The organism is Catellatospora sp. IY07-71 (assembly GCF_018326265.1).
Classification (GTDB): Bacteria; Actinomycetota; Actinomycetes; order Mycobacteriales; family Micromonosporaceae; genus Catellatospora.
On record NZ_AP023360.1, the window covers coordinates 2,942,079 to 2,967,956 of the forward strand.

Here is a 25,878-nt window from a genome sequence, read left to right on the forward strand (position 1 = left end):
ATCGTCGGTAGATCTTGTGCGTTTGGTGCTGCTCCAGCGACACGAACTGCACAAGATCTGTGGGTATGCGGTTGGGGGAGCGGGATGAGCGGGGTGCCGGTGCGCCGGGCGCGGGCGGCGGAGCTGCCGCTGCTGGTGGAGGTGGAGCTGGCCTCGGACGGGCCGTTCCACGACGCGGGGATCGGGCCGCTGCCGCCGCCGGGCAGCGTCGAGGAGCTGGCCGAGGCGAGGTGTGTGCTGGTCGCGGGAGATCCGCCGGTGGGGTTCGCGCGACTGGGCGAGGTCGACGGCCTGGCGCACCTGGAGCAGCTGTCCGTCCATCCCGGCCACTCCGGCCGGGGCATCGGCACCGCACTGCTGGAAGCCGCCTGCACGTGGGCGGCCGACTCAGGCTACCAGGCGATGACCCTGACCACCTTCGCCGACGTGCCCTGGAACGGGCCGTACTACGCCCGTCGCGGCTTCACCGAGCTGACCCGCCTCACGCCGGGACTGCGGGAGATCCGGGCGCATGAAGCCGAACTGTGCCTGGACGTCCTCGGCCGGCGTATCGCCATGCGCCGCGCGCTGACGCGATCCCGCAGCTGATCCCGCCCGGCCGCCGCGGCGGCTGCGCGCGCCGGGCTCAGAGCGGGAGCAGCACGCGGCGGTTGGCCAGCCCCGTCACCGGGCCGGTGTACGGCTCGCCCACGGTCCGGGCGCGCGAGCGGGTCAGACCGCGATCGTGACGGCGATGGCGATGCCCGCGAGCAGGGCGGCCGGGGCACCGGCGAGCCAGCCGAGCGCCAGCCCGACCGCCCCGGCGGCGTCGCGCTCGGCGGTGCGGCGGATGCCGAGGACGACGACCACGGCGGCGAGCGCGAGCTGTGCCGGCACGGCGCTGAGCACGTAGGCGATCGTGCCGTCGCTGCCGGGACCGCCGAGCATCACCTTGATCAGCGCGGGCAGGACCGGGAGGGTGACCGCGACCCCGTGCCCGACCAGCGCGAGGCCGATGCCGGCGCGGACCCGCCGGACGCGTATGCGCCGCCGCTGCGCCGACGTGACGATGCCGTCGCCGGTCCCGCCGGGGATGCTCGGACGTGCGGAGGGCAGGAGGACGGCGGGGCCGGAGCCGCCGGGTGCCGGTGCTGGTGCTGGTGCTGGTGCGGCAGGCGTGAACGTGGCGGCGGCGACCGCGGGCCGCCCGGGAGCGAGTGGTGCCCGGTAGGGGTTGTGGCTCACGCCTTCATTGCAGCACCGCGACCGGCGGGAACGCCCTGCCTGCACAGGGTCTTTACAGCACCCGCACACCGCCGACGCGGCCGTCCGGCGGCAGGCGTGAAGAAGGGCACCTTCCTATACGTAAAACGATAAGAAGGTGCCCTTCCTTTTGGTTAGGAGAGTTCGGCGCGGACGAGTTCGGCGATCTGGACGGCGTTGAGGGCGGCGCCCTTGCGCAGGTTGTCGCTGGAGCAGAACAGGGCCAGGCCGTTCGGCGAGGTCTCGTCGCGGCGGATGCGGCCGACGTAGGTCGGGTCCTGGCCGGCAGCCTGCAGCGGGGTGGGGACGTCGGCCAGCAGCACGCCGGGGGCGTGGGCGAGCAGCTCGCGGGCGCGCTCGGGGCTGATCGGGTTCGCGAAGCGGGCGTTGATCTGCAGCGAGTGGCCGGTGAAGACGGGCACGCGGACGCAGGTGCCGGAGACCGGCAGGTCCGGGATGCCGAGGATCTTGCGGCTCTCGTTGCGGAGCTTCTGCTCCTCGTCGGTCTCGAACGAGCCGTCGGAGACCAGCGAGCCGGCCAGCGGCAGCACGTTGAACGCGATCGGGTGCGCGTACACCTTCGGCGCCGGGTAGTCGACGGCGGCGCCGTCGTGGGTGAGCGCGCGGGCCTCGCCGATCACGGCGCTGGCCTGCTCGTGCAGCTCGTCGACGCCGGTCAGGCCGGTGCCGGAGACGGCCTGGTAGGTGCTGGCGATGAGGCCGGTGAGGGTGGCCTCGTCGTGCAGCGGGCGCAGCACCGGCATGGCGGCCATGGTGGTGCAGTTCGGGTTGGCGATGATGCCCTTGGGGCGCAGCTTGGCGGCCTGCGGGTTGACCTCGGCGACGACCAGCGGCACGTCCGGGTCCAGGCGCCAGCCCGACGAGTTGTCGATGACGACCGCCCCGGCCGCGGCGACCTTCGGCGCGAGCGCGAGCGAGGTGGTCTTGCCCGCGGAGAACAGCACGATGTCGAGACCGGTGTAGTCGGCGGTGGCCGCGTCCTCGACCGTGACCTCGGTGCCCCGCCACGGCAGGGTGCGCCCGGCCGAGCGGGCCGAGGCGAACAGCCGCAGCTGGTCGACGGGGAAGTTGCGCTCCGCGAGGACCCGGAGCATGACGCCGCCGACCTGGCCCGTGGCTCCGACAATGCCGATTCTCATGCGTACAGGCTACTCACCGTCGCCGTCCGCCGATCTCACGATCCCGTCATCCGGGCTCCCCACCTGCGTGATCAGCAGCACGCCCCTCGTGTCGGGGAACGTCAGCCGCGGCGTACCCCGTCGATCCCGACCACGAGGATGTGAGCGCTCACGCGACACGCAGCCAGACGGCGGTGTTCGGAGCCACGTGCAGGTCCTCCAGGGGATCGCTGGTGAGCAGGACGTACTCGTACGGCGGCAGCGGCACCGCCGTGTCGCCGAGGTTGACCAGGCAGGCGAAGCCGTCGCCGCGGCGCAAGTGCAGCACCCCGTCCGGAGCGGGCAGCCAGGTGAGCCTGCCGTCGCCGAGGTCGGGCTCGGTGCGGCGCACGTGCAGCGCGCGCCGGTACAGCTCCAGCGTGGAGCGGCGGTCGCCGGTCTGCGCGGCGGCGGACAGCCCGGCCCAGCTCGCCGGCTGCGGCAGCCACGGCGGCGCGGCCGCGTCGTCCGGGCTGAACCCGTACGGCGGCGCGTCCCCGGACCAGGGCAGCGGCACCCGGCAGCCGTCCCGGCCCCGGTCGGTGTACCCGGACCGGAGCCAGCGCGGGTCCTGCAGCAGCGCCTCGGGGATGTCCTCGACCTCGGGCAGCCCCAGCTCCTCACCCTGGTAGAGGTACGCCGAGCCGGGCAGCGCCAGGCTGAGCAGCGCGGCGGCGCGGGCGCGCCGGGTGCCCAGGACCAGGTCGCTGGGCATCACGTGCTTCGCGTCGTCGAACGAGTGCGCGGTGCGCGCCCGGCCGTAGCGGGTGACGTGGCGTACCACGTCGTGATTGGACAGCACCCAGGTCGCGGGCGCGCCGACCAGCGCATGCGTGGCCAGGGTCAGGTCGATGACGTACCGGAACGCGGCGGCGTCCCAGGGGCAGGACAGGAACGGGAAGTTGAAGCCGGTGTGCAGCTCGTCCGGGCGCAGGTAGCGGGTGAACCGGACCGGATCGTCGTCCCACAGCTCGCCGACGAAGACGCCGCGCTGCGGGTACCCGTCGGCGATCTTCCGCCACCGCCGGTAGATCTCGTGCACGCCCTCCTGGTCGCGCCACGGGCGGATCGCCTCCGGCGGCAGCGGCGCGGCGTCCGGCAGGGCGAGGTCCTTCACCAGGTGATCGGCGACGTCGATGCGGAACCCGTCCACCCCGCGGTCCAGCCAGAAGCGCAGCGTGGTCTCGAAGTCCTCGCGTACGGCCGGGTGGTTCCAGTTCCAGTCGGGCTGCTCGGGGGCGAACATGTGCAGGAACCACTCGCCGTCGGCGGCGCGGGTCCAGGCCGGGCCGCCGAAGTGCGACGTCCAGTCGTTGGGCGGCAGCTCGCCGTGCTCGCCCCGGCCGGGCCGGAACCAGAACAGCTCCCGCTCGGGCGAGCCCGGCCCGGCCGCGAGCGCGGCCTGGAAGCGCGGGTGCCGGTCGGAGCAGTGGTTGGGCACGATGTCCACGATGATCCGCAGCCGGTGCGCGTGCGCCTGCGCGATCAGCTCCTCGGCCTGCGCCAGCGTGCCGAACAGCGGGTCGATGTCGCGGTAGTCGGCCACGTCGTAGCCGGCGTCGGCCATCGGCGAGACGTACCACGGGCTCAGCCAGATCGCGTCGACGCCGAGATCGCGCAGGTACGGCAGGCGCTCGCGCAGGCCGGCGAGGTCGCCGACGCCATCGCCGTTCCCGTCGGCGAAGCTGCGCGGATACACCTGGTAGATGACGGCATCGCGCCACCAGGGGCGGTCATGGCGTGCGGACATGCTGGCTCCGTGGGTGAGGTGGGGCCGATGGAAACGCGATGGTAAACGTTTTCCGTGCCGCCGAACACTACCGGCCGCACTCGCTCACGGTCAACGGCGGCTCAGGAGTGGAGGGCGAGGAGGGCGCGGACGCGGTCGACGGGGAGGCCCTCGGACGTGTTGCCGCCGCGGCCGGTCACGGTGGGGGCGTTGAGGAGGCTGTTCAGGACGCTCTCCTCGGTGGCCTCGACGGCGGCGGCGAAGAACGGGTCCAGAGCGCGGCCCTGCAGGGCGGTGCCGACCGGGGTGGTGCCGCGCGGGGCGCGCAGGCCGGTGGCCAGGGCCAGGAAGATCTCGCCGCTGGCGTGGTGCGCGGTCGAGCCGGTGCGGGCCAGGCCGAGCCCGGCGCGGCGGGCCAGGCGCCGGCACCCGGCCGGGTCGACGGGCGCGTCGGTGATCACGATGACGATGCAGGAGCCCGCCGGGGGCGCGGTCGGCGCGGGGGCGGGCGGCAGCAGCTGCCCGACCGGGACACCGGCGACGGTGAGGCGGCCGCGCTCACCGAAGTTCGTCATCGCGAGCACGCCCAGCGTGTGGCCCGAGGGCAGCACGCGCGACGCGGTGCCGATACCCCCCTTGAAGCCCAGGCAGCTCATGCCGGTGCCGGCGCCGACCGCGCCCTCGGCGGGCGGCTGCGGCACGTGGCCGGCCGCGCGGTCGGCCTCGGCGCGCGCGGCGGCGTCCCGCGCGGCGGTCAGCGCCTTGGCCACGTCGTCGCGGGTCACCTGCATGCGGCGGGACTCGGACAGGAAGCTGTCGTCGCACTCGGCGACCACCGGGATGATCACGTCGTCGTCGCCGATCGCGGGCTCCTCGGCCATGAGCAGCTCGCACGCGGCGTCGTACACCCGGCCGAGCTGCATGGTGGAGGTCAGGAAGATCGGGGTCTCGGCCAGGCCCCACTCCTGCGCGGACAGGAAGCCGGTGCACTCGCCCGCGCCGTTGAGGACCGCGCCCCCCGCCGGGATCGGCTCCCGGAAGGCGTTGCCACCCGGGTCGACGACCGTGACGCCGGTACGCGCGACGCCGCGCCCGGCCGGCGGCGGCTCCTCGTCGCGCCACACGGTGGCGTGCCCGACGCCCACCCCGGGCACGTCGAGGATGGACCCGCTGGGGCCGCTGGGCAGGGAGCCGATGGTGATCCCGAGATCGGAGACGCGAGGCATGGGCGCAGCCTAACTGAGTCTCGACTCAGTAACGATCGTCCGTGCCGGAGCGGCGGGGCTGGCATCATGCCGGGATGGCGAAGCTGGACCTGCCCGTGGTGTGGAGCGACGAGGTGCTGCGGCACGTGCCCGGCGCCGAGATCTGGATCGACGTCCGCACCCCCGGCACCGAGCTTCCCGAGCGCGCCACGGTGCTGCGCTCCGCGCTGGTGTCGGCGGGCGCGCGGCTGGTCGAGGCGCGGCCGCTCGGCGACGAGCCGCTCGCCGAGGCGCACTCCCCCGAGCTGCTGGCGCACCTAGCGGAGGTGTACGACCAGTGGACCGAGGGCGGCTACCTCGAGTACACCGACCGCGTGACGCCGTACGTCTTCCCGACCCCGGCGATGCTGGAGGGGCTGCCACCGCGTACGCCCACGGCCACGCACGCGCGGGCGGGTCGGTTCTGCTACGACACGATGACGCTGGTCGGTCCGGGCACCTGGCCCGCGGCCCGGGCCGCCGCGCACGCTGCCGCCACCGCGGCCGATCTGGTCGCCGCGGGGGAGCGGGCCGCGTACGCCCTCTGCCGCCCGCCCGGCCACCACGCCACCCGCACCGGCTTCGGCGGCTCGTGCTACCTGAACAACGCGGCGGTCGCGGTGCTGGCGCTGCGGCGCGCGGGCGTGGCCCGGGTCGCGGTGGTCGATGTGGACGCCCACCACGGCAACGGCACGCAGTCCATCTTCTACGACCGCGCCGACGTGCTGTACACGTCCGTGCACGTGGACCCTGGGGCGGGCTGGTTTCCGCACTACGCCGGGTTCGCCGACGAGACCGGCACCGGCGCGGGCGAGGGCGCGAACCTGAACGTGCCGCTCGCCCCCGGCACCGGCGACGGCGGCTGGCTGGCCGGGGTGCGCCGCCTGACCGAGTTCATCGGCGACCGCGCCGACGCGGTGGTGCTCTCCCTCGGCGTGGACGCCGCCAAGGACGACCCCGAGAGCCCGCTCCAGGTCACCGAGGAGGGCTACGCGAACACCGGCGCCCTGGTCCGCGAGCTGGGCCTGCCCGTCGTCGCCGTCCACGAGGGCGGCTACCACCTCCCCACCCTCGGCCCCCTCACCGTCGCCACCCTGGCGGGCGTTACGGGAACCCGCTAACCTCACGCGGAAAGCGCTTACCGCACCGCGATCGGCGCGTTTGATCGCGTCGATCTTGCGCGAACTGTTAGGGATATGTCCATATTAGGCGTGTCGCACCCACAGTTCACGCAAGATCGGCGCCGTAGAGGAGAGGTGGCGCGGCGTGGCGCTGGAGCTGACGGTGGCGGGGCGGGTCGTGGGGGAGTACCGCGACGGGGCGGGGGTGGAGCGGACCCTGGGGGTGCGGCCGTATCTGCATCCTCTGCGGACACTCGGGGGGACCGTGGTGACCGACGCGTTTCCGGAGGACCATCGGTGGCACCTTGGGTTGTCGCTGGCGGTGCAGGACGTGAACCGGAACAACCTGTGGGGTGGGCGCACCTACGTGCGGGGTCAGGGCTACACCTGGCTCGACGATCACGGGGCGATCACCGGCGAGGGGTTCGACGAGGTGCGGCCGGACGGGTTCGTGGAGCGGCTGGCGTGGCGGGGGGCCGACGGGAAGGTGCTGCTGCGGGAGCGGCGCACGGTGTCGGCGGCGTTTCTCGACGAGCGGTCGTGGGCGCTGGAGCTGGCGTGGGAGCTGAGCGCCGACGAGGAGGTCGTGCTGGGCAGCCCGGCGACGAACGGGCGGCCGGGCGGGGCCGGGTACGGCGGGTGCTTCTGGCGGGTGGCGCCGGGGGCGAACCTGGGGCTCACGGCGGGGGAGCGCAGCGGTGAGGAGCAGGTCAACGGGAGCGCGGAGCCCGAGCTGGTGTGGCGGGGCGAGTCGGGCGGGGCGGCGTACACCCTGGTGTTCTCGGGGCTGGGCGACGGGGACCGCTGGTTCGTGCGGACCAGCGAGGGCGCGACCGGTTATCCGGGGGTGTGCCAGGCGTGGGCGTACGAGCAGCCGCGGGTGATCGGGGCGGGGGAGACCCGCGCCGGGTCGCTGCGGGTGGTGATCAGCGACTGAGGGTCAGGCGAGCGCGGCGGGGTCGAGGCCGACCTCGCGGGCGGCGACCAAACGCATCCAGTCGAAGGCCTGCTTGCGGGAGATCGCCTTCTCGTGCACGGTGAGCTGCACCGCGAGGCCGTCGATGATGGCGTTGATGCGCCATGCCGCACCGGCCGGGTCGTCGCAGGTGAACGAGCCGTCGGCGACCCCGGCGGCGATGACCTCGGTGAGGCCCTCCTTCCACCGCAGGTCCATCCGGCGCGACACCTTCTCCAGCTCGGGGGTGCGCAGCGCCTCCGACCAGCCGTCGATCCACATCATCCAGGACTTGGAGCGGCCGGTCGGGGCCAGCAGCTTGACCAGCCGCTTGAGCTTCTCCACGGAGGACGCGTTGGAGCTGATCACCGAGTGGAGCCGGGCCAGGTCCTGGTCGGCGGCGTACGCGAACGCCTGCGAGAGCAACGCGTCCTTGCTGGTGAAGTGGTAGAAGACGAGCGCCTGGCTGACCCCGGCCGCCTTGGCGACGTCGGCGGTGCGGGTGTTGGCGAAACCGCGCTCGACGATCACGTCCACTGCGGTCCGCAGCAGCGCGTCCAGGCGCACTTCGGCAGTTCGTCGTGCCACCGCTGAACCCTAACCCACCCCCGCCCGTCCCCCACCATCCACCGACCGCCCCCGATGATCGTCCGACTTGCCAGGCAGGTGGGCGAATGAGCGCTCAAGATACGCCCAGGTGCCAGGCAAGTCGGGCGATCACACCGGCGCTCAGTGGGCGGGGGCCGGGGTCGGGGTGGGGGCGGGGGTGGTGGGGGTGGCGTCGCGGGCGATGCGGCGGGCGGCGGTGGTGGCGAGCAGGGCGCCGGTGCCGACCATGGCGGTGGCGGTCAGGATCACGACGGAGAGCGCCGTGCCCTCGTTGATGAGCAGGCCGGACAGGGACGAGCCGGCCGCGAAGCCGACGTAGATGCCGGTGCCGACCCAGGTGAACGCCTCGGTGGTGCGCGCGGCGGGGGCGATCCGGGTGACCAGCTCGCACTCCACGGCGGTGGTCGGCGAGATGACCAGGCCGCCGAGGAACAGGATCACGGCGAGGCTGGGCAGGTCGAAGGCGAGCAGCATCGCGCCGAAGCCCACCGTGTTCAGGCACAGCAGCAGCGCGAACAGCCTGGATCGGCTCATCCGCGGGTTCATGCCGGAGAACCAGATGCCGCCGACGATCGAGCCGGCGCTCCAGGCGGCCACCACCGCGCCCGCGAACTGCGGCGCGTTGAGGTCGGCGGCGTACTTGGGGATGGCCACCTCCATGACGCCGTACGCGGCGGCCTCCAGCGCGCCCACCACCAGCACCACGGCCAGGCTGAGCTTCATCAGGCGGCCGGTGAGCCGGGCCCGGGCGGCCTCGGATGCGCCGGCCGCGGCCAGTGCGGCGGTGCGCACCTCGCGGTAGCGGGCGGTCAGGCCGGGCGCGGCGGCCAGGCCGAGCGAGCCCGCGGTGGCCAGCAGCGCGGTGAGCACCACCGCCGCGTACGGGTTACTGATCGCGGTGACCAGGGCGATCAGCACCGGGCCGAGCACATAGGTCAGCTCGACGGTGATCGCGTCGAACGCGTACGCCGTCTGCACGTGCTGCGGGGCCAGGCCCGGCAGCACCACCCGGGTGACCGCGCCGACGGGCGGGTTCGCGGCGCCGGCCAGCGCGGACAGGCCGAGGATCAGCCCGACGTGCTGGTGCGTGGCGAGCGCGGCGACCATGCCGGTGAGCAGCACCCCGTAGAGGATGCCGGTGGCGCGCAGCACGGCGACGGCGTGCCCGCGGTCGCAGAGCCGGCCGAGCCAGGGTGCGGTGAAGGCGGTGATCGCGGAGTGCACGCCGGTGGCGATGCCGGCGACCGCGTACGAGCCGGTGCCGTGCTGGACGGCGAGGATGAACACGAGCGTGGCCATGCCGTAGGGCAGGCGCCCGATCAGGGACGGCAGCGCCACCCGGGCGACCCCGGGGCTGGCGATGAGGGCACGGTAACGGCGGGCAGCGGTGACGACCGCGAGGCCGGACATGGGAAGAACTCCAATGAGCGAAGAGGAGACTGGTGGGCGTCGGCGCTGGGCGGCGACGTCAACCGAAGCGGCGGGCCGCCTGGCGGCTCCAGCACCGCTTCACCACGACGGCGTCGTCCTCGTACGCCGTCGGCGTCACTTCCGTCGTGAAGTGGTCTTCATCGGCGGTCAGCGTGACCGCGCCCTCGGTGCTCACGCTCGTCCCGCCCCGGCCGAGGCAGGAGACGGCGACGTCGTCCATGGTGATCCAGCCCTGCTCGCTGCGCCCTGCGGCCCGCGTGGCCATGCCGACACCCCTCCCGGTTCACCTGAAGGGTACTTCCTGACTGAGTCATCAGTCAAAGAAGGCGGCCCGTGGCGCAGAGCGCGCCCAGGTCACGTTGGTCTCAACGCGACACGGGTGGGTGTGACAGTGCCTCGATGCCGGCGAGGAAGGTCTCCGCGTCCAGTTCGCCCAGCAGCACCCGCTGTAGCGCGTAGCCCGGGATGAGGCCGAACAGCACCGAGCCGACCGCGTGCGGGTCGGCGTCGGCGGGCAGCCGCCCGGCCTCGATCTGGCGGCGGGCCAGGTCGTCGAAGTGGCCGCGCATCCGGCCGTACACCCGCTGCACGAACTCCCGCAGTTGCGGGTTGCGCAGCGACTCCGACCAGACCTGCAGGGCCATCGGGAACAACCCGGCCGGGCCGGTCTGCAGGTCGACGAAACGGATCAGCCGCCGCATCATCTCGGCGATCGGGGGCGGGGAGTCCATCGCCCGCATCTCGTCCAGCAGGGCGTCCACCGAGCCGAGCACCTCCTCGGCGATCGCCTGGATCAGCTCCTCCTTGCTGCGGAAGTAGCGGTAGAACGCGCCGACGGACAGCTCGGCCTCGCTGATCACGTCCTGCATCGAGGTGGCGTGGAAGCCGTTGCGGGCGAAGCAGATCCGGGCCGCGTCGAGGATCTGCTGGCGGCGGGCGGCGAGATGGGCTTCGGATACGCGTGGCATGACTCTCATCGTAAAACGAACGATCGTTCTTGACAGCGGGCGGGCGGAGGCGCATGGTGACTTTAAGAGAACGAGCATTCGTTTTAAAAGGAGATCACGATGCGCCGCACCCCGCCCCCGGCGGTCCTGGCGGTGGTCCTCGCCGTAGCGGTGATGACCCTCCAGGCGCTGCTGCTGCCCCTGTTCGCGGCCCCGGCCGCGAACGTCGCGCCGCGCGACCTGCCCGTGGTCGTCGCCGGCCCAGCCCCGGCCGTCGCCGCGTTCACCGCGAAACTCGAAGCCACGAGCCCGGGCGCCTTCGCGGTCACCGAGGTGGCCGACGCCGATGCCGCCGACGCGGCGGTGCTGGACCGGGAGGCGTACGCCGCCTTCATCCTCGGCCCGTCGGGTCTCACGCTGCACACGGCCTCGGCCGCCGCGCCGCCGGTGGCGAGCCTGTTCAGCGCCGCCGCCGCGCAGCTCGGCGCGGGGAGCGGCATGCAGGTCACCGTCGCGGACCTCGCCCCGCTGAGCGCGGACGACCCGCACGGCGGCGGCTTCGCGGCGGGCTTCTTCCCGCTGGTGATCACGTCGCTGCTGGCCGCGATCGTGCTCTACTTCGCGGTGCCGCGCTTCGCCGCCCGGGTCACCGGACTGATCACCTTCGCGCTGCTGGCCGGGGCGATGGGGGCGACCGTGCTGCAGAGCTGGCTCGGCGTGGTCGGCGGCGAGTGGCTGCCGGTGGCCGGGGCGATCTCGCTGCTCGTGCTCGCCGTCAGCGCCACCGTGCACGGCCTGGCCACCGTCGCGGGCCCGCCCGGCATCGGCCTCGGCGTGGTGCTGATCCTGCTGGTCGGCAACGCGCTGGGCGCGGTCGCCGCCGCGCCGGAGCTGCTGCCGCAGCCGTGGGGCGAGTTCGGGCAGTGGCTGCCCATCGGCGCCGGGGCCACCCTGCTGCGCTCGGCCGCCTGGTTCGACGGCGCGGGCGCCGCGGGTGCGGTGTGGGTGCTGGTCACCTGGGCCGTCGTCGGTCTCGCCCTGGTCGGGCTGGGCTGGCTCGGCCGCAGGCCCGAGCCGCAGGCAGCCGAACCGGACATGGAGGCGCACGAGGCCGCCCGCCGCCTCGGCGCTACGGTGGCTGCCTGAGCCGACGTACGCCGGGCGCGCCCGCCTGCGCGCCCGGCGTATCCGTGCGCGGGAAGATCCGGTCCCGCGCAGGAATGCGCCCACCGTGGTGATTGTTGGCTCCGGTGGACGACCATCTGCAGGAGGCTGACGACGTGCGGGACCCACAGAAGCTCTACCAGCTGACCGGCGAGCTGCCCGAGCTGGGCAGGCCGGTCCTGCTGCACGCGCTCTCGGGGTTCGTGGACGCGGGCGCGGCCGGCCGGCTGGCCCGCGAGCACCTGCTCGACACGCTCGACGCGACCCTGGTCGCCGAATTCGACCTCGACCAGCTCTACGACTACCGCTCGCGCCGGCCGCTGATGCACTTCTCCTCCGACCACTGGGTGTCCTACGACGCGCCCAAGCTGGAGCTGCACGCCCTGCGCGACGATGACGACACCCCGTTCCTGCTGCTCACCGGCCCGGAGCCGGACTTCCAGTGGGAGCGGTTCGTGGCGGCGGTCACCGGGCTCATCGAGCGGCTGCAGGTGCGGCTGACCATCGGCGTACACGCCATCCCGATGTCCGTGCCGCACACCCGCCCGGCGGGCGTCACCGCGCACGGCACCCGGCCCGAGCTGGTCGTCGGGCACGAGCCGTGGATCACCGACGTGCAGGTCCCGGCGAGCATGACCAACCTGCTGGAGTTCCGCCTCGGCGAGTCCGGCCACGACGCGATGGGCTTCGCCGCCCACGTGCCGCACTACCTGGCCGACAGTGAGTACCCGCAGGCCGCCGAGCTGCTGCTGACCTCGGTCTCGCGGGCCACCGGTCTGCTGCTGCCGACCGAGGACCTGCGCGACGCGGGCGACCGGGTGCGCGAGGAGATCGAGCGCCAGCTCGTCGACAACCACCAGGCCGCCGCCGTGGTCAAGGCGCTGGAGGAGCAGTACGACGCGTTCACCCGGGGCCGGGCCGGCAACCTGCTCACCGAGCCGACGCCGCTGCCCACCGCCGAGGAGCTGGGCGCCGAGCTGGAGCGCTTCCTGGCCGAGCACAACAAGGGCGACGCCAAGGACTGACCCGCTGCCCGGTCGAGGCGTACGCGACGCCTGATCGTGACGTGTCGATGCCACCCTGTGTCCCATGGATCACGGGGAATCGCGGGACGCCCTGCGCGGCGCGCTCGGCTGGCTGGCCCACCCGATCAGCATCGCCGGGCTGCTCCTGCTGCTGCTCAACGATCACGTGCTCAAGGCGTGGCAGCCGGGCTGGGTCACCGGCAAGCTCAGCGACGCCGCCGGGATGCTGATGTTCCCGCCGCTGCTGGCGGTCCTGGGCGCGGTCGTCGCGCCCCGGTTGCCCGGCCGCGTGCTGGCCGCCGGCGCATTGACCGCCACGGCCGCCGGGTTCGCCTATGTGAAGGCGACGGCGTACGGCGCGCTGCTCGCGTCGCAGGCGTGGTCCGTCGTGAACGGACCGTCCCTGGTCCGAGCCGACCGCACCGACCTGCTCGCCCTGCCGTTCCTCGGTCTGTGCTGGTGGGCCTGGCGGCGCGCCGGGCGCGGGCCCGGGGCCGGGCGCGGCATCGCGCGGCTGGTCCGCGGCGCGGTGCTGGTGCCGGTCGCGCTGCTGGCCACTGCGGCCACCACCGCCGCCCCGACGCCGCCCGAGACGGTCGCCGTGGTCGAGGACGGCCGCCACGTGTATCTCGGGATCGACGACGACGGCACGCTCCGCTGGCTGATCAGCAACGACGACGGGCTCACCTGGGACGGCTACGGCCACGGGCCGACCGTGACGGTCGCGCCGCCCGCGCCGGAGAGCGACTGCGCGGGGGACGTCTGCTACCGCGTCGTGCACGGTGAGCTGCACGTGCAGACCAGGCAGGACGGCGGCCCCGACTGGCGGACCGCCTGGGAGGTCCGCGGTCCGCAGCTCGCCGAGCTGATCGACGCGTACGACGGCGGCGGCCTGCTCAGCAGCCCGGTCGGCGAGTTGCGCTCCTTCGGCCTGGTAGTGCGCGAGTCCGGCGGCGGTCACGTGGTCCTGGTCGCCAACGGGCGCGACGGCCTGCTGCGCCGTGCCGCCGACGGCACCTGGACCCGCCTCGGCACCTGGGACGAAGACCGGTGGGAGGCCCCGCCGCCGCTCGCGGAGCTGTGGGTGCCGGACACCGGCGCGCGGCTGCGCGCGGACGCCCGCACCGTCGTCGTGATGTTCCTGTTCGTGCTCCTGGCGGCGGCAATCGCGGCGGCAGCCGGGCGGCTCGCGGGGTCGCCTGCCGCGGCGGCCGGGCAGCGGGTGGTGACGCCGTGGGCACAGGTGCTCGCCGGGCTGGCGGGCTGCGCGGCGCTGATCTCCGGCACGCTCGCGGTGACGAGCGCCGGACCGGGCCTGGCGCGCGGCGTCGCGGTCTCGCTGCTGGTGTCCGGCATGGCGGCGCTGTGCGCGCTGGTGCTGCTCATGGTCCGGGTCCGGCGGGCGGGGCTGGTGACCGGCCGCCGCGCCGGGATCGTGCTCGCGATCGCCGCAGCCGGGGCGGCGGTCGCCGCGCTGAGCCGGGCGGCGCTGTTCGCCGAGGGGCTCCTCCTCGACAGCTCGGCTTCCGTGCGTGGCCTGGCGGCCGCCATCATGATCGTGACTGCGCTGGCCGCGGCGGGTGCGGCGGTCGCGGCGGTCCGGCTGCGCGCGGCAGGCGGTGCGGCGCCGCCCGAGCCCACGGCCCAGGCCGGCCTCGCCGACCTGATCGGCGGCGGCGGCGGACCGTCGCCCCGTTGAACCGGAGCAGGTGCGAGGTATTGCCGAACCGGGTATGTGCACGCATGATGACGGGACTTTCCGTGCACCGCGTACGAGAGTGAGGCGACGATGCCCTTTTCGAGTCCCCTGGCCGAGGTCGAGATCCCCGAGGTCTCCGTGCCCCAGCTCGTCATCGGACCGGCGGCGGCGCGGGGCGAGCATCCCGCGCTGATCGACGGGCGCACCGGCCAGACCATCACGTACGCGCAGCTCGCGCACATGGTCGACCGGCTCGCCGCGGGACTGGCCGGGGCGGGGCTGCGCCCGGGTGACGTGCTGGCGCTGTTCAGCCCGAACACGCTGCTCTACCCGGTGGTGTTCCACGCGGCGCTGGCCGCCGGGGCGACCGTCACCACGGTCAACGCGCTCGCCACGCCGAAGGACCTCACCACGCAGCTGTCCGACTCCGGGGCGAAGTTCCTGGTCACCGTGTCGCCGTTCCTCGACCGGGCGGCGGCCGCCGCCGCGCAGGTGCAGGAGGTGTTCGTCTGCGACGCCGCCGAGGGATACCGCTCGGTGCAGGAACTGATGGCCACCACCGACCCGGCCCCGGCCGTCGCCATCGACCCGGCCACCACGCTGGCCGTGCTGCCGTACTCCTCGGGCACCACCGGGGTGGCCAAGGGCGTCATGCTGACCCACCGCAACCTGGTCGCGAACATCGCGCAGACCCAGGAGGTGGTCAGGTATGAACCCGCCGACCGCGTCCTGGCCGTGCTGCCGTTCTTCCACATCTACGGCCTGACCGTGCTGATGAACATGGCGCTGTCCAAGGGCGCCGCGCTGGTCGTGCTGCCCCGCTTCGACCTCGCCGAATTCCTCACCGCGCTGCAGGACCAGCGGGTCAACCGGGCGTTCGTCGCCCCGCCGATCGTGCTCGCGCTGGCCAAGCACCCGCTGGTCGCCCAGTACGACCTGTCCGCGCTGCGGGTCGTCTTCTCCGGCGCGGCCCCGCTCGACGGCGACCTGGCCCAGGCGTGCGCGGACCGGCTCGGCTGCGTCGTGCAGCAGGGCTACGGCATGACCGAACTGTCGCCCGTCTCGCACGCGCAGGTGCACGGCGACACCCGGGTCAAGCCCGGCACGGTCGGCCCGCTGATCCCGAACACGCTGGCCAAGGTCGTGGACGTGGCCACCGGCGCGGAGCTCGGGGTCGGCGAGGCCGGCGAGCTGTGGATCAAGGGCCCGCAGGTGATGCAGGGCTACCTGGGCCGCCGCGCGGACACCGACGCGACCGTCGACGCCGACGGCTGGCTGCACACCGGCGACGTGGCGCAGGTCGACGCCGAGGGTGACTGGTTCATCGTCGACCGGGTCAAGGAGCTGATCAAGTACAAGGGCTACCAGGTGCCGCCCGCCGAGCTGGAGGCGGTGCTGCTGGGCCACCCCGGCATCGCCGACGCGGCCGTGGTAGCCGGGCACGACGCCGAGGGCGAGGAGATCCCGCACGCCTTCGTCGCGGTCGCCGCCGGCGCCGGCCTCACCGCCCAGGACGTGCAGGACTACGTCGCCGAGCGGGTGGCGCCCTACAAGCGCGTCCGGGCCGTCACCTTCGTCGATGCCATCCCGAAGAGCGCCTCCGGCAAGATCCTCCGCAAGGACCTCCGCGCCCAGCTGTGAGGAAAGGAAGGGCACCTTCTTATCGTTTTCCGTAGTAGAAGGTGCCCTTCCTAACGTCTGAGGTGGGCTTGCTCCGCCGTTGATCGCGAGTTCGTGTCCAAACCTGTGCTTAGACCCCAGGTTTGGACACGAACTCGCGATCATCGTCGGCCGGGCCACGGGCGTACCCCCTGGTGGGCTGCTTCGGGCGGGGAGGGACCCCGCGTGACGGGACTGCAAACGCGCAGGACTAGCGTGACCAGGTGTTCGCCGCGTTCGCTCCGATCTGGATGATCACCGCGCTGGGCTGGGCCACCATGCGGTTCGGGGTGCTGACCCGGGCCACCCAGCAGGCGCTGGCGAACTTCACCTTCCTCATCGCGATCCCGTGCGTGCTGTTCAGCTCGCTGGTCAAGGTCCCGCTGGGCGAGCTGCCGTTGCGGCCGCTGGCCGCCGTCGCGCTGAGCACGCTGCTCATCGGGCTGGCGGTGTATTTCGTCGCGCGGCGGACCATGCCCGGCCCGGACGGCGACCGGGTCATCGCGGCGATGGCGGCGGCGTACCTGAACGCGGGCAACCTCGGCGTGCCCGTCGCGCTGTACGTGCTCAAGGACGTCTCGCTGATCATGGCGGTGCTCGTCTTCCAGACGATCCTGCTCACCCCGCTGATCGTCGGCCGCCTCGACGCCTCGGCCCACCGCCTCGGCCTGCGCGACCGCCCCACCGGCGAGGACGGCTCGGCACGCGGGGACGCCGAGCCCGACAGCGGCACGGACGGCGGGGTGCCGGCTCCGGCCGCACCCGGGCGGTGGCGGCGGCTGGCGATGCTGCCGCTGCGTACCCCCGTGATCCTGGGCTCGCTCGCCGGAGTCGCAGCGAGCGCGGCGGGCTGGCTGCCGCCGGAGTGGCTGCTGCGGCCGCTGGAGCTGCTGGGCGGCGCGGCGGTGCCCGCGGCGCTGTTCGCGCTGGGCATGTCACTGCACCAGACCGATGGCAGGGCGTGGCGGCTGCCCGGCCGGGACGTGGCCGCGGCGGTGCTGCTGAAGGTGGTGGCGCAGCCGGTGGCGGCGTACCTGATCGGCCGCTACCTGCTGCACCTCGACGGCGCGGCCCTGCTGGCGGTGACCCTGGTCTCCGGGCTGCCGACGGCCCAGAACACCTTCGTGTACGCCTCGGAGTTCCGTGCCGCCACGGAGCTGAGCCGCAACGCGATCCTGTTCTCCAGCCTGCTGTCGATGGGCACGCTCACGTTGATCCTCTGGCTGCTCGGCCCCGCCTGACCTGCGAGATGTTAAGAAGGTGCCCTTCCTCTACGGAAAGCGTTAAGAAGGTGCCCTTCCTTTCCTGGGGCGGAGGGGGAATGATGATTCGCGGAGCTGGATGTGCCGCGTGGTGCCAGGGCAGAGGTGCACGGCGCGGCTGCGCGTGACGTCTGTCGTGGACGAGTCCGGGTGACCCCGTTGACCCTGCACAGACTTCCGAGGAGACGCGTTGATTCCCGATCACACGTCAACACCGCGGCGTAACCGACGGCTGGCCGCACTCGGCACCGCCGCCGCGATGACCGCCGCCACCGCACTGGCCGGTGTGCTGCTGACCACCACCGAGGCCGCCGCCGGCACGCTGAGCGGCACCTTCTACCGCGAACCTTCGTCCAGCGTGAACCGGTGGCTCGCGGCCAACCCGAACGACTACCGCGCCCCGCTGATCTCCCAGCGCATCGGCAGCCAGCCGCAGGCGGTGTGGTTCGCGAACTACCAGCCGTCCACGATCCAGTCACAGGTGTCGGCGTACGTGGGCGCCGCCAACAACCTGAACCAGATCCCGGTGCTGGTGCCGTACATGCTGCCCAACCGCGACTGCGGCGGGGCCAGCGCGGGCGGCGCGCCGAGCATCAGCGCGTACCGGACCTGGGTCGACAGCTTCGCCGCGGGCCTCGGCACGCGAACGGCCGTGATCATCCTGGAGCCGGACTCGCTGGCCCTGCAGACCTGCCTGTCGTCGACCGAGAAGGCCGAGCGCAACTCCGCGCTCAGCTACGCGGTGACCAAGTTCAAGCAGGTCAACGCGAACGCGAAGGTGTACCTGGACGCGGGCCACTCGGCGTGGAACAGCCCCGCCGACACCGCCTCGCGGCTGCAGGCGGCCGGCGTGGCCAACGCGGCGGGCTTCTACTCGAACGCGTCGAACTACCGCTGGACCGCCGACGAGGTCGCGTTCGGCCGCAACGTGCTCAACGCGCTGGGCAACAGCAACCTGCACCAGGTGGTCGACACGTCCCGCAACGGCAAGGGGCCGCTGGGCAGCGAGTGGTGCGACCCGGCGGGCCGGGGCACCGGGCAGGCACCGAGCACGAACACCGGCGAGGCGACCGTCGACGCGTACATCTGGATCAAGCTGCCCGGTGAGGCGGACGGCTGCGCCGCGGCCGCGGGGCAGTTCGTGCCGGACCTGGCGTACTCGCTGGCGCAGAACGGCATCGTGAACAGCCCGCCGCCGTCGCAGTCGGCCTCGCCGAGCCCGTCGCGCAGCCCGTCGGCGTCCCCCTCGGCCAGCCCTTCGGCCAGCCCGTCGAGCAGCCCGTCGGCTTCGCCGCAGCCCGGCGGCGCGTGCTCGGTGAGCTACCGGATCGACAGCCAGTGGGGTGAGGGGTTCGTGGCCTCGGTGACCATCACCAACCGGGGTGCGGCGGTCTCCTCCTGGACGCTCACCTGGACCTACGCGGGCAACCAGACGATCACCAACGCGTGGAACGCCACGGTGAGCCAGAGCGGAGCCAACGTCACCGCCCGCAACGTCGCGCACAACGGCTCCATCGCCACGAACGGGTCGACCAGCTTCGGCTTCCAGGCGACCTACAGCGGCAGCAACACCAACCCGACGAGTTTCAAGCTGAACAACGTCACCTGCAGCTGACGCACGCCGAGGGCCGGTGCGGGTTTCCGCGCCGGCCCTCCGCCATACCCCCGCCTGATTTATGATCATTTTCCGGGGGTATGTCAGAAAAGAGGTGTTCACCATGGGTGGCATCGAGCTGAAGAACTTCGACCGGCCCGACGAGTCCCGCGAGTTCGCGGGCAAGGGCCGGATGGACCTGGTGCAGGTCGCCGGGAAGACGGTCGGCCGGGCGCACTTCGAGCCGGGCTGGCGCTGGACCGTCAACATCGGCCCGATCGTCGGCGCCGACGCGTGCGAGACGTCCCACCTGGGCTACTGCGTCTCGGGCACGATGCGGGTCACCATGAAGGACGGGACCGTGCAGGACTTCACCGCCGGGGACCTGGTCGCCATCCAGCCCGGCCACGACGCCGAGGTGGTCGGCGACGAGCCGGTGGTCTTCGTGGACTTCGGCGAGATCACCGAGTACGCCAAGCCGCGCTGAGCAGCCCGGGGTAGGCCCGCCGAAGGGATCCGAATACGATTCGTATCCGACGGCGGTGACAGGAGGCAGGGCATGGCAAAGGTACGCGGTCCGCAGGTCGGCGACGTGGCGCCCGACTTCGAGCTGGCCTCGCAGCACGGCGAGCGGGTGCGGCTGAGCGACTTCCGCGGCAAGCAGACCGTGGTGCTGTACTTCTACCCGAAGGACGACACCTCCGGCTGCACCGCCCAGGCATGCTCGCTGCGCGACAGCTACGAGGTGTTCACCGACGCCGGCGCGCAGGTCATCGGGATCAGCTCCGACTCGGTCGAGTCGCACACCGCGTTCGCGAGCAAGTACCGGCTGCCGTTCGCGCTGCTGGCCGACGAGGGCGGCGCGGTGCGCAAGGCATACGACGTGCCCGCCACCTTCGGCATCCTCCCCGGCCGCGTCACCTATGTGATCGACCGCGAGGGCGTGGTCCGCCACGTCTTCTCCTCGCAGGCCAACATCGGCAAACACGTCAACGGCGCCCTGGAGATCGTCCAGCAGTTGGCCGCCGCCCAAAACTGAAGGAAGGGCACCTTCTTATCGTTTTCCGTTGTAGAAGGTGCCCTTCTTAACTCTGGCGGTGCCGCGTCGCCTAGGCTCGTCGTGGACTTCGACGGCGAAGGGCGTCGCGCCGGAGGACCCCTCGCCGCGCGTGCGCCCGGCGAGGCAGGCAGGCACATGGCGCTGGCGCAGCACCCCCTTGACCACCGCTACCACGGCGAGCACCCGGTACGCACCGTCGCCTACCTGCTGCGGGAGGACCGCGGGCGGCTCGCGCTGGGCGTGCTCGCGTTCGCGGTCAAACACAGCCCCACCTGGCTGCTGCCGCTGGTCACCGCGAACGTCATCGACGTGGTCGTGGAGCACCGGCCCGTCGCGCAACTGTGGTGGGCCACCGCGATCCTGCTGGCCTGCCTGAGCCTCAACTACCCGTTCCACGTCCTGTTCGTACGCAATCACAGCGGCTCCGTCCGCCGTATGGGCACCCGCCTGCGCTCTGCGCTCTGCCGCCGTATGCAGGAACTGTCCATCGGCTACCACTCCCGCTCCAGCGCCGCGGTGCTCCAGTCGAAGGTGATCCGCGACGTCGAGGGCATCGAGCAGATGGTGCAGCAGGCCGGTGACGTCGGCGTGGGCGCGCTGATGATGCTGCTCGGCGGCACCGTGATCATCGCGGTGCGGGCGCCGCTCTACCTGCCGATCTTCCTGGTGCTGGTGCCGGCCGCGGCGTTCCTGGTGATGAGCCTGCGCAACCGGATGCGTACCGACAACGAGAGCTTCCGGCGCGAGGTGGAGGGGCTGTCGTCGCGGGTCGCCGAGATGACCACGCTCATTCCGATCACCCGCGCGCACGGCCTGGAGCGCGACGCGCTGCGCCGGGTCGACGGCACGCTGGACCGGGTGCTGCACGCCGGGCTGCGGCTGGACCTGCTCAACGGCCGGTTCGGCGCGCTGGCCTGGACCCAGCTGCAGGTGCTCAGCGTGGCCTGCCTGGCCGGGTCGGCGCTGGCCACGTACTACGGCTGGACCTCGACCACGGCCGGCGACGTGGTGATGCTCAGCGCCTTCTTCTCGACCCTGACCTCAAGCGTCATGACGCTGATGAGCCTCGGGCCGGTGATCGTGAAGGGGCTGGAGTCGGTGCGCTCGGCCGGCGAGGTGCTCCAGGCGCCCGACCTGGAGGTCAACGCGGGCAAGACCGAGGTGGCGGAGGTGCGCGGCGGCGTCTCGTTCGAGGGCGTCGGGTTCGCGTACGACGGCGCGGCGGGTGCGGCCGTACACGACTTCACCCTCGCCGTCGCGCCCGGCGAGCGGATCGCGCTGGTCGGCCCGTCCGGCGCGGGCAAGTCCACCGTCCTGAACCTGGTCATCGGCTTCCTGCGCCCGTCGGCCGGCCGCATCCTGCTCGACGGCCGCGACATGGAGGGCCTCGACCTGCGTACGTACCGGCGCTTCGTGTCGGTGGTGCCGCAGGAGCCGATCCTGTTCGAGGGCAGCATCCGGGAGAACGTCACCTACGGCATGGCCGGCGTGCCGCCGGAGCGGGTGCGCCAGGCGCTCGCCGACGCGAACGCGCTGGACTTCGTCGACCAGCTCACCGACGGCCTGGACACGGTCGTGGGGGAGCGCGGCGCGCGCCTGTCCGGCGGCCAGCGCCAGCGCCTGGCCATCGCCCGCGCCCTGATCCGCGACCCGCGCGTGCTGATCCTGGACGAGGCGACCTCGGCCCTCGACACCCACTCCGAGTCCCTGATCCAGCAGGCCATGGAGCGACTGGTGGCGGGCCGCACCGTCTTCGTCGTCGCGCACCGCCTCTCCACGATCCGCAACGCCGACCGCATCGTGGTCATGCGCGACGGCCGCATCGAGCAGATCGGCACCCACACCGAACTCCTCGCCCGCCCCGGCACCTACGCCACCCTGGCCAGGTAAGGAAGGGCACCCTCTTATCGTTTTCCGTAGTAGAAGGTGCCCTTCTTAACCTCTCGCGGTGGGGGCGGGCGGGACAGGCATGTGTACGATGCCCGCCGTGATCGACTCCTCCTCCACCGCGACCCGCCGCCTCGACGCGCAGATCGCGCTGGGCATCCTGGCCCTGATCCTGACGGTCGGCGGCACCCTGTGGCTCGGCGAGCTGGCCGACCAGGTCCCGGTGCTGCGCGAGGCGTACTCCCGCTGGCACGGGGTCGGATACGTGCTGATCAGCGCGTTCCTGAGTGCGGTGGTGGCCGGTGCGCTGGTGCATTCGGTGCGGGCCGGGCGGGCGGGGCGCTCCGTCCGGCTGGGCTGGGTGAACGCGGCGCTGGTGCTGGCGTACGGGGCGCTGGTCGCGCTGCTCGCCTGGCACCTCGGGCCGGAGGTCCCCGAGAACTTCAGCCGCGGGCGCGGTGGCGGCCCGAAGGGGTCCTACGTCGCCTGGCTGGTGTCGGTGCTGCCGTGGCTCGCGCTGGTCGCCTGCTTCGGCGGCCTCTTCCCGAAGACGGGCTCCGAGCCGCCGAGCGGGGAGAACGGCCGCCCGCAGCCGGAGCAGCCGAAGTTCTACCGGGTCCCGATGCTCACCGCCGTCGTCAGCTGGTGCCTCGGCATCCTGCCGTTCCTGTTCGTGCTGCTGGCCGTCACCATCCGCTGACCCACCGAGCCCATCCCGCGCACCGCGCCGCGTCGTCTGCGGCGCGCGGCCCTCCCGCCCGACGGGCCCTCCCGGCCAAGATCGTCGGACTTGCCTGGCATATGGGCGAATCCGGGCTCAAGATACGCCCGTGTGCCAGGCAAGTCGAACGATCAAGAAGCGGCCGCCTGGGACGGGAGACGATCAAGAAGCGGCCGCCTGGGACGGGAGACGACGAGAAGCGGCCGCGTGGGGCGGGGGACGATCGAGAAGCGGCCCGCGTGGGGAGGGGACGGTCAGCGAAGCGCCCGTGTGGGGGAGGGGTTAAGAAGGTGCCCTTCCTCTACGGAAAGCGTTAAGAAGGTGCCCTTCCTTTGTCAGGAGGAGGAGGGTGGCGGGGAGGACCAGGCCGAGGAGCAGGGGGAGCAGGCCGGCGGCCCAGTCGGAGGTGGTGAGGGTGCCCTGGTGGCTGAGGTGGTATGCCAGGTGCAGGGTGTCGAAGACGAGGGCGCCGGTGAGGGCGAGGCGGGCCAGGCCGGGGCGGTAGCGCACGGCGGGGACGGCGAGCAGGACGCCGAGGGTGAGGAAGGTGGCGCCCAGGTCGGCGGTGAGGTGCTCGTTGTACGGCGGGTAGCCCGCCGTCCAGTGGTGGCCGAAGCCGGGGAACGTGCGGAAGAAGTGCGCCGGGGCGGCGTACGCCCACAGGCCCCACCACAGGTGCACTGCCGCCATGCCGCCCAGCCCGATCCGGACGATGGTCTGTCGTCGCATGGCGGCAGTGTCCCGTATCAGTCGAGCTGCTGCACGGCCGCCTCGATGGCCCGGTGGAACGTCGGGTACGCGTAGATCATGTTCTTGAGCAGGTGCACCGGCACCTGCGCGTGCACGGCGACGGCCAGCGCACTGAGCACCTCCCCGCCGTTCGGCCCTGCCGAGGTGGCCCCGACCAGCACGTCCCGGTCCATGTCGGCGACCAGCTTGATGAAGCCCTCGTTGCCGGCCTTGTGGATCCACCCGCGCGCCGACTCGGGGATCTTCGTGTACGCCGTCTGCACGTGGATGCCGTGGTGGCGGGCGGCGTCCTCGGTGAGCCCGACCGACCCGATCTCGGGATCGGTGAAGGTGACCCGGGGCTGCGCCCGGTAGTCGGCGGGCGGCCCGTCCTGCCCGAGGATGTCCCGGATCGCGATCCCGGCCTGGTACATCGCCAGGTGCGTGAACGCGCCGTGACCGGTGCAGTCGCCGACGGCCCACAGCCCGTCCGCGGCACGCATGTGCTCGTCCACGGTGACGGCTTTGGCGGACCCGTCGAGTCCCACCGAATCGAGTCCGAGTTGGTGCAGGTCGCTGGTGCGGCCGGTGGCGACGAGCAGCTTCTCGGAGGTGACCGTGGTGCCGTCGTCGAGGTGCACGGTCATGCCCTCGATCCGTTCCGCGCGGCGGCCGGTGTGCACCGTGACGCCGTCGCGGGTCAGGATCTCGGTGATCAGCTCGGACGACTCCGGCTCCTCGTACACCATCAGCCGGTCCATCGCCTCGATGACGGTCACGCGTACGCCGAAGCGGGCGAACATCTGGGCCAGTTCGAGGCCGATCGCGCCGCCGCCGAGCACGGTGATCGAGGCGGGCAGCGTGTCGGTCTCGATCGCCTCCTTGTTGGTCCAGTACGGCGCGTCGGCCAGCCCCGGGATGGGCGGGATCGCCGCCTTGGTGCCGGTCGCGATCACCACGCCCTTGCGCGCGGTGTACGTCTGCCCGTCGACCTCGACCTGCTTCGGCCCGGTGAGCTTGCCCGTGCCGCGCAGGAAGCGCCCGCCGCGCCCGGTGAACCGGTCGACGGCGACCTTGTCGTTCCACGAGTCGGTGGCCTCGTCGCGGATGCGCAGCGCGACCGGTGCCCAGTCGGGGAAGACCTCCGACGAGCCCGCCATGCCCTTGATCCGGCGGCCCTCGGTGAGCAGGCCGCTCGCTCTGATCATCATCTTGCTGGGGATGCAGCCCCAGTACGGGCACTCGCCGCCGACCAGCCGGTTCTCTATGCCGAGGACGCTCAGCCCGGCGTCGGCCAGCTTGCCGCCGACCTCCTCGCCGCCGACCCCCAGCCCCAGCACGATGACGTCCAGTTCATCAGCCATGAGTCCTGTATATCCGAACCCGCTCACGCGGAAGCGCGTACCACCAGTTCCGTGGGCAGCACGACGGAGGACGGCACGTCCTCGCCCGCGACCACGCGCAGCAGCTGGCGGGCCAGCTCGCGGCCCAGCTCCAGGATCGGCTGGCGGACCGTGGTCAGCGGCGGGTCGGTGAAGCGGGAGATGTCGAAGTCGTCGAAACCGACCACGGCCACGTCGTCGGGGATGCGGCGGCCCAGCTCGCGCAGCGTGGTGATGGCCCCGTGCGCCATCAGGTCGGAGGCGACGAACACCGCGTCGAGCAGCGGGTCGTCCTCCAGCAGCTGGCGCATGGCGGTGGCCCCGGACTCGCGGGTGAAGTCGCCGACGGCCACGATCGAGCGCCGGTCGGAGCCCTGCAGCTCGGCGCGGTAGCCGGCGAGCCGGTCGATGCCGGCGACCATGTCCTGCGGCCCGGCGATGGTGGCGATCCGGGACCGGCCCGAGTCGAGCAGGTGGCGGACGGCCTGGCGGACCCCGCCGATGTGGTCGACGTCGACGTACGGCACCGGCGAGCGCCCCAGCGGGCGGCCGCTGACCACGACCGGGACGCCGAGTCGGTGCAGCTGGCCGGGCAGCGGGTCGACGCCGTGCGTGGAGGCGAACAGCACCCCGTCGACGTGCCGCGCGGTGGTGTAGCGCTCGACCCGCTCGTACCCGCCGACGGTGTTGGTCATCATCAGCACGAGCTGCTTGTTCGCGGCGTCGAGCTCCTGGCTGACGCCGTGGATGATGCTCGGGAAGAACGGGTCGTCGGAGAAGACGCGGCTGGCGCTCTCCGGCAGGACCAGGGCGATCGAGTCGGTGCGCTGGGTGACCAGGCTGCGGGCGGCCGCGTTGGGGATGTAGCCCAGCTCCTCGACCGCGCGGCGCACCGCGGCGCGGATCGGCTCGGCGACCTTGGGTGAGCCGTTGACGACCCGGGAGACGGTGGCCCGGGAGACCCCGGCCAGGCGCGCCACGGCCTCCAGCGTGGGCCGCTCGCCGCGCTCGCTCATGCCTTCCCCCTTGCTGCACTCCGGCGGCCCGCGGAGCGGCGGGCCGAGATGACCTTACCGCCCGTACGTTCCGGCGCGAAGTCGCACGTGAGAGCGCTTTCTGTGTGAGAGCGTTTGCACAGTTCGGTAACGCCCTGGAAATCATGCCTTGACAGCACGCGAGAACGGCCCGATGCTCTGCTGTGAGAGCGCTCTCTCAGCCCGGCCGCGAACCGCCCTGATGA

24 protein-coding genes are annotated in these 25,878 nt (G+C 72.6%); 13 read left to right on the forward strand and 11 right to left on the reverse strand.

All coding sequences use genetic code 11. The features are described from left to right. Positions 1-84: 84 nt before the first annotated feature. Complete coding sequence (locus tag CS0771_RS13340; protein WP_244870769.1) at positions 85-588, forward strand: GNAT family N-acetyltransferase; 504 nt, start codon at positions 85-87, stop codon at positions 586-588. Positions 589-711: 123 nt separating this feature from the next. Here the strand turns inward: CS0771_RS13340 and CS0771_RS13345 are convergent, their stop codons facing one another. The 4 genes from CS0771_RS13345 to CS0771_RS13360 form a co-directional block, all read right to left on the reverse strand. Then, a complete protein-coding gene (locus CS0771_RS13345) occupies positions 712-1,224 on the reverse strand; it encodes a hypothetical protein (RefSeq protein WP_212841257.1) in 513 nt (170 codons plus the stop codon). Between the two features lie 152 nt (positions 1,225-1,376). Then, positions 1,377-2,402 (reverse strand): aspartate-semialdehyde dehydrogenase, encoded by a 1,026-nt coding sequence (locus tag CS0771_RS13350; protein ID WP_212841258.1) that lies wholly within the window; start codon positions 2,400-2,402, stop codon positions 1,377-1,379. 148 nt (positions 2,403-2,550) lie between these two features. Further along, positions 2,551-4,170, reverse strand: a complete 1,620-nt coding sequence (locus CS0771_RS13355; protein ID WP_212841259.1) for a glycoside hydrolase family 13 protein — start codon at positions 4,168-4,170, stop codon at positions 2,551-2,553. 101 nt (positions 4,171-4,271) lie between these two features. After that, positions 4,272-5,375 carry a P1 family peptidase gene (locus CS0771_RS13360; protein ID WP_212841260.1) on the reverse strand — a complete coding sequence of 368 codons (1,104 nt, stop codon included), beginning with the start codon at positions 5,373-5,375 and terminating at the stop codon, positions 4,272-4,274. A gap of 74 nt (positions 5,376-5,449) precedes the next feature. On the opposite strand from CS0771_RS13360, the gene CS0771_RS13365 reads away from it, so the two are divergent. After that, positions 5,450-6,514 (forward strand): hypothetical protein, encoded by a 1,065-nt coding sequence (locus CS0771_RS13365; RefSeq protein WP_212841261.1) that lies wholly within the window; start codon positions 5,450-5,452, stop codon positions 6,512-6,514. Positions 6,515-6,659: 145 nt separating this feature from the next. Next, positions 6,660-7,451, forward strand: a complete 792-nt coding sequence (locus CS0771_RS13370; protein WP_212841262.1) for a PmoA family protein — start codon at positions 6,660-6,662, stop codon at positions 7,449-7,451. A gap of 3 nt (positions 7,452-7,454) precedes the next feature. Here the strand turns inward: CS0771_RS13370 and CS0771_RS13375 are convergent, their stop codons facing one another. The 4 genes from CS0771_RS13375 to CS0771_RS13390 form a co-directional block, all read right to left on the reverse strand. Then, a complete protein-coding gene (locus tag CS0771_RS13375; RefSeq protein ID WP_212841263.1) occupies positions 7,455-8,057 on the reverse strand; it encodes a TetR/AcrR family transcriptional regulator in 603 nt (200 codons plus the stop codon). Positions 8,058-8,198: 141 nt separating this feature from the next. Beyond that, a complete protein-coding gene (locus CS0771_RS13380; protein ID WP_212841264.1) occupies positions 8,199-9,488 on the reverse strand; it encodes an MFS transporter in 1,290 nt (429 codons plus the stop codon). A 58-nt stretch (positions 9,489-9,546) separates the two neighbouring features. Further along, on the reverse strand, positions 9,547-9,774 hold the full coding sequence (locus CS0771_RS13385) for a hypothetical protein (protein WP_212841265.1): 228 nt from the start codon (positions 9,772-9,774) through the stop codon (positions 9,547-9,549). A 100-nt stretch (positions 9,775-9,874) separates the two neighbouring features. Beyond that, the gene (locus CS0771_RS13390; protein WP_212841266.1) at positions 9,875-10,477 is read right to left on the reverse strand and encodes a TetR/AcrR family transcriptional regulator; all 603 of its coding nucleotides are present in this window, start codon (positions 10,475-10,477) and stop codon (positions 9,875-9,877) included. Between the two features lie 99 nt (positions 10,478-10,576). Between CS0771_RS13390 and CS0771_RS13395 the strand changes: the two genes are divergently transcribed. The 10 genes from CS0771_RS13395 to CS0771_RS13440 all read left to right on the forward strand — a co-directional run bounded on the left by CS0771_RS13395 (position 10,577) and on the right by CS0771_RS13440 (position 22,506). Further along, positions 10,577-11,602: a hypothetical protein gene (locus CS0771_RS13395; protein WP_212841267.1), complete on the forward strand. Its 1,026-nt coding sequence runs from the start codon at positions 10,577-10,579 to the stop codon at positions 11,600-11,602. A gap of 134 nt (positions 11,603-11,736) precedes the next feature. Continuing rightward, positions 11,737-12,645, forward strand: coding sequence for a proteasome assembly chaperone family protein (locus tag CS0771_RS13400; RefSeq protein WP_212841268.1), 909 nt, complete (start codon positions 11,737-11,739; stop codon positions 12,643-12,645). A gap of 64 nt (positions 12,646-12,709) precedes the next feature. Continuing rightward, on the forward strand, positions 12,710-14,344 hold the full coding sequence (locus tag CS0771_RS13405) for a hypothetical protein (protein WP_212841269.1): 1,635 nt from the start codon (positions 12,710-12,712) through the stop codon (positions 14,342-14,344). Positions 14,345-14,434: 90 nt separating this feature from the next. Beyond that, the gene (locus CS0771_RS13410; RefSeq protein WP_212841270.1) at positions 14,435-15,985 is read left to right on the forward strand and encodes an AMP-binding protein; all 1,551 of its coding nucleotides are present in this window, start codon (positions 14,435-14,437) and stop codon (positions 15,983-15,985) included. A 242-nt stretch (positions 15,986-16,227) separates the two neighbouring features. Beyond that, positions 16,228-17,244 carry an AEC family transporter gene (locus tag CS0771_RS13415; RefSeq protein ID WP_212841271.1) on the forward strand — a complete coding sequence of 339 codons (1,017 nt, stop codon included), beginning with the start codon at positions 16,228-16,230 and terminating at the stop codon, positions 17,242-17,244. 211 nt (positions 17,245-17,455) lie between these two features. Further along, entirely contained in the window at positions 17,456-18,880 is a 1,425-nt protein-coding gene (locus tag CS0771_RS39420; RefSeq protein ID WP_305834772.1) for a glycoside hydrolase family 6 protein, read from the forward strand. 103 nt (positions 18,881-18,983) lie between these two features. Continuing rightward, positions 18,984-19,346: a cupin domain-containing protein gene (locus tag CS0771_RS13425; protein WP_212841272.1), complete on the forward strand. Its 363-nt coding sequence runs from the start codon at positions 18,984-18,986 to the stop codon at positions 19,344-19,346. A gap of 72 nt (positions 19,347-19,418) precedes the next feature. After that, positions 19,419-19,898 carry a peroxiredoxin gene (locus tag CS0771_RS13430; protein WP_212841273.1) on the forward strand — a complete coding sequence of 160 codons (480 nt, stop codon included), beginning with the start codon at positions 19,419-19,421 and terminating at the stop codon, positions 19,896-19,898. Between the two features lie 156 nt (positions 19,899-20,054). Beyond that, entirely contained in the window at positions 20,055-21,809 is a 1,755-nt protein-coding gene (locus CS0771_RS13435; protein ID WP_212841274.1) for an ABC transporter ATP-binding protein, read from the forward strand. A 97-nt stretch (positions 21,810-21,906) separates the two neighbouring features. Beyond that, entirely contained in the window at positions 21,907-22,506 is a 600-nt protein-coding gene (locus tag CS0771_RS13440; protein WP_212841275.1) for a hypothetical protein, read from the forward strand. Between the two features lie 303 nt (positions 22,507-22,809). Here CS0771_RS13440 and CS0771_RS13445 read toward each other — a convergent pair whose 3' ends face one another. From CS0771_RS13445 to CS0771_RS13455, 3 genes are read right to left on the reverse strand one after another with little or no spacing between them, the layout of a single operon-like run. Then, complete coding sequence (locus CS0771_RS13445; RefSeq protein ID WP_212841276.1) at positions 22,810-23,256, reverse strand: hypothetical protein; 447 nt, start codon at positions 23,254-23,256, stop codon at positions 22,810-22,812. A 17-nt stretch (positions 23,257-23,273) separates the two neighbouring features. After that, on the reverse strand, positions 23,274-24,620 hold the full coding sequence (locus CS0771_RS13450) for an NAD(P)/FAD-dependent oxidoreductase (RefSeq protein ID WP_212841277.1): 1,347 nt from the start codon (positions 24,618-24,620) through the stop codon (positions 23,274-23,276). A 23-nt stretch (positions 24,621-24,643) separates the two neighbouring features. Beyond that, entirely contained in the window at positions 24,644-25,654 is a 1,011-nt protein-coding gene (locus CS0771_RS13455) for a LacI family DNA-binding transcriptional regulator (protein ID WP_212841278.1), read from the reverse strand. Between the last annotated feature and the right edge of the window lie 224 nt (positions 25,655-25,878).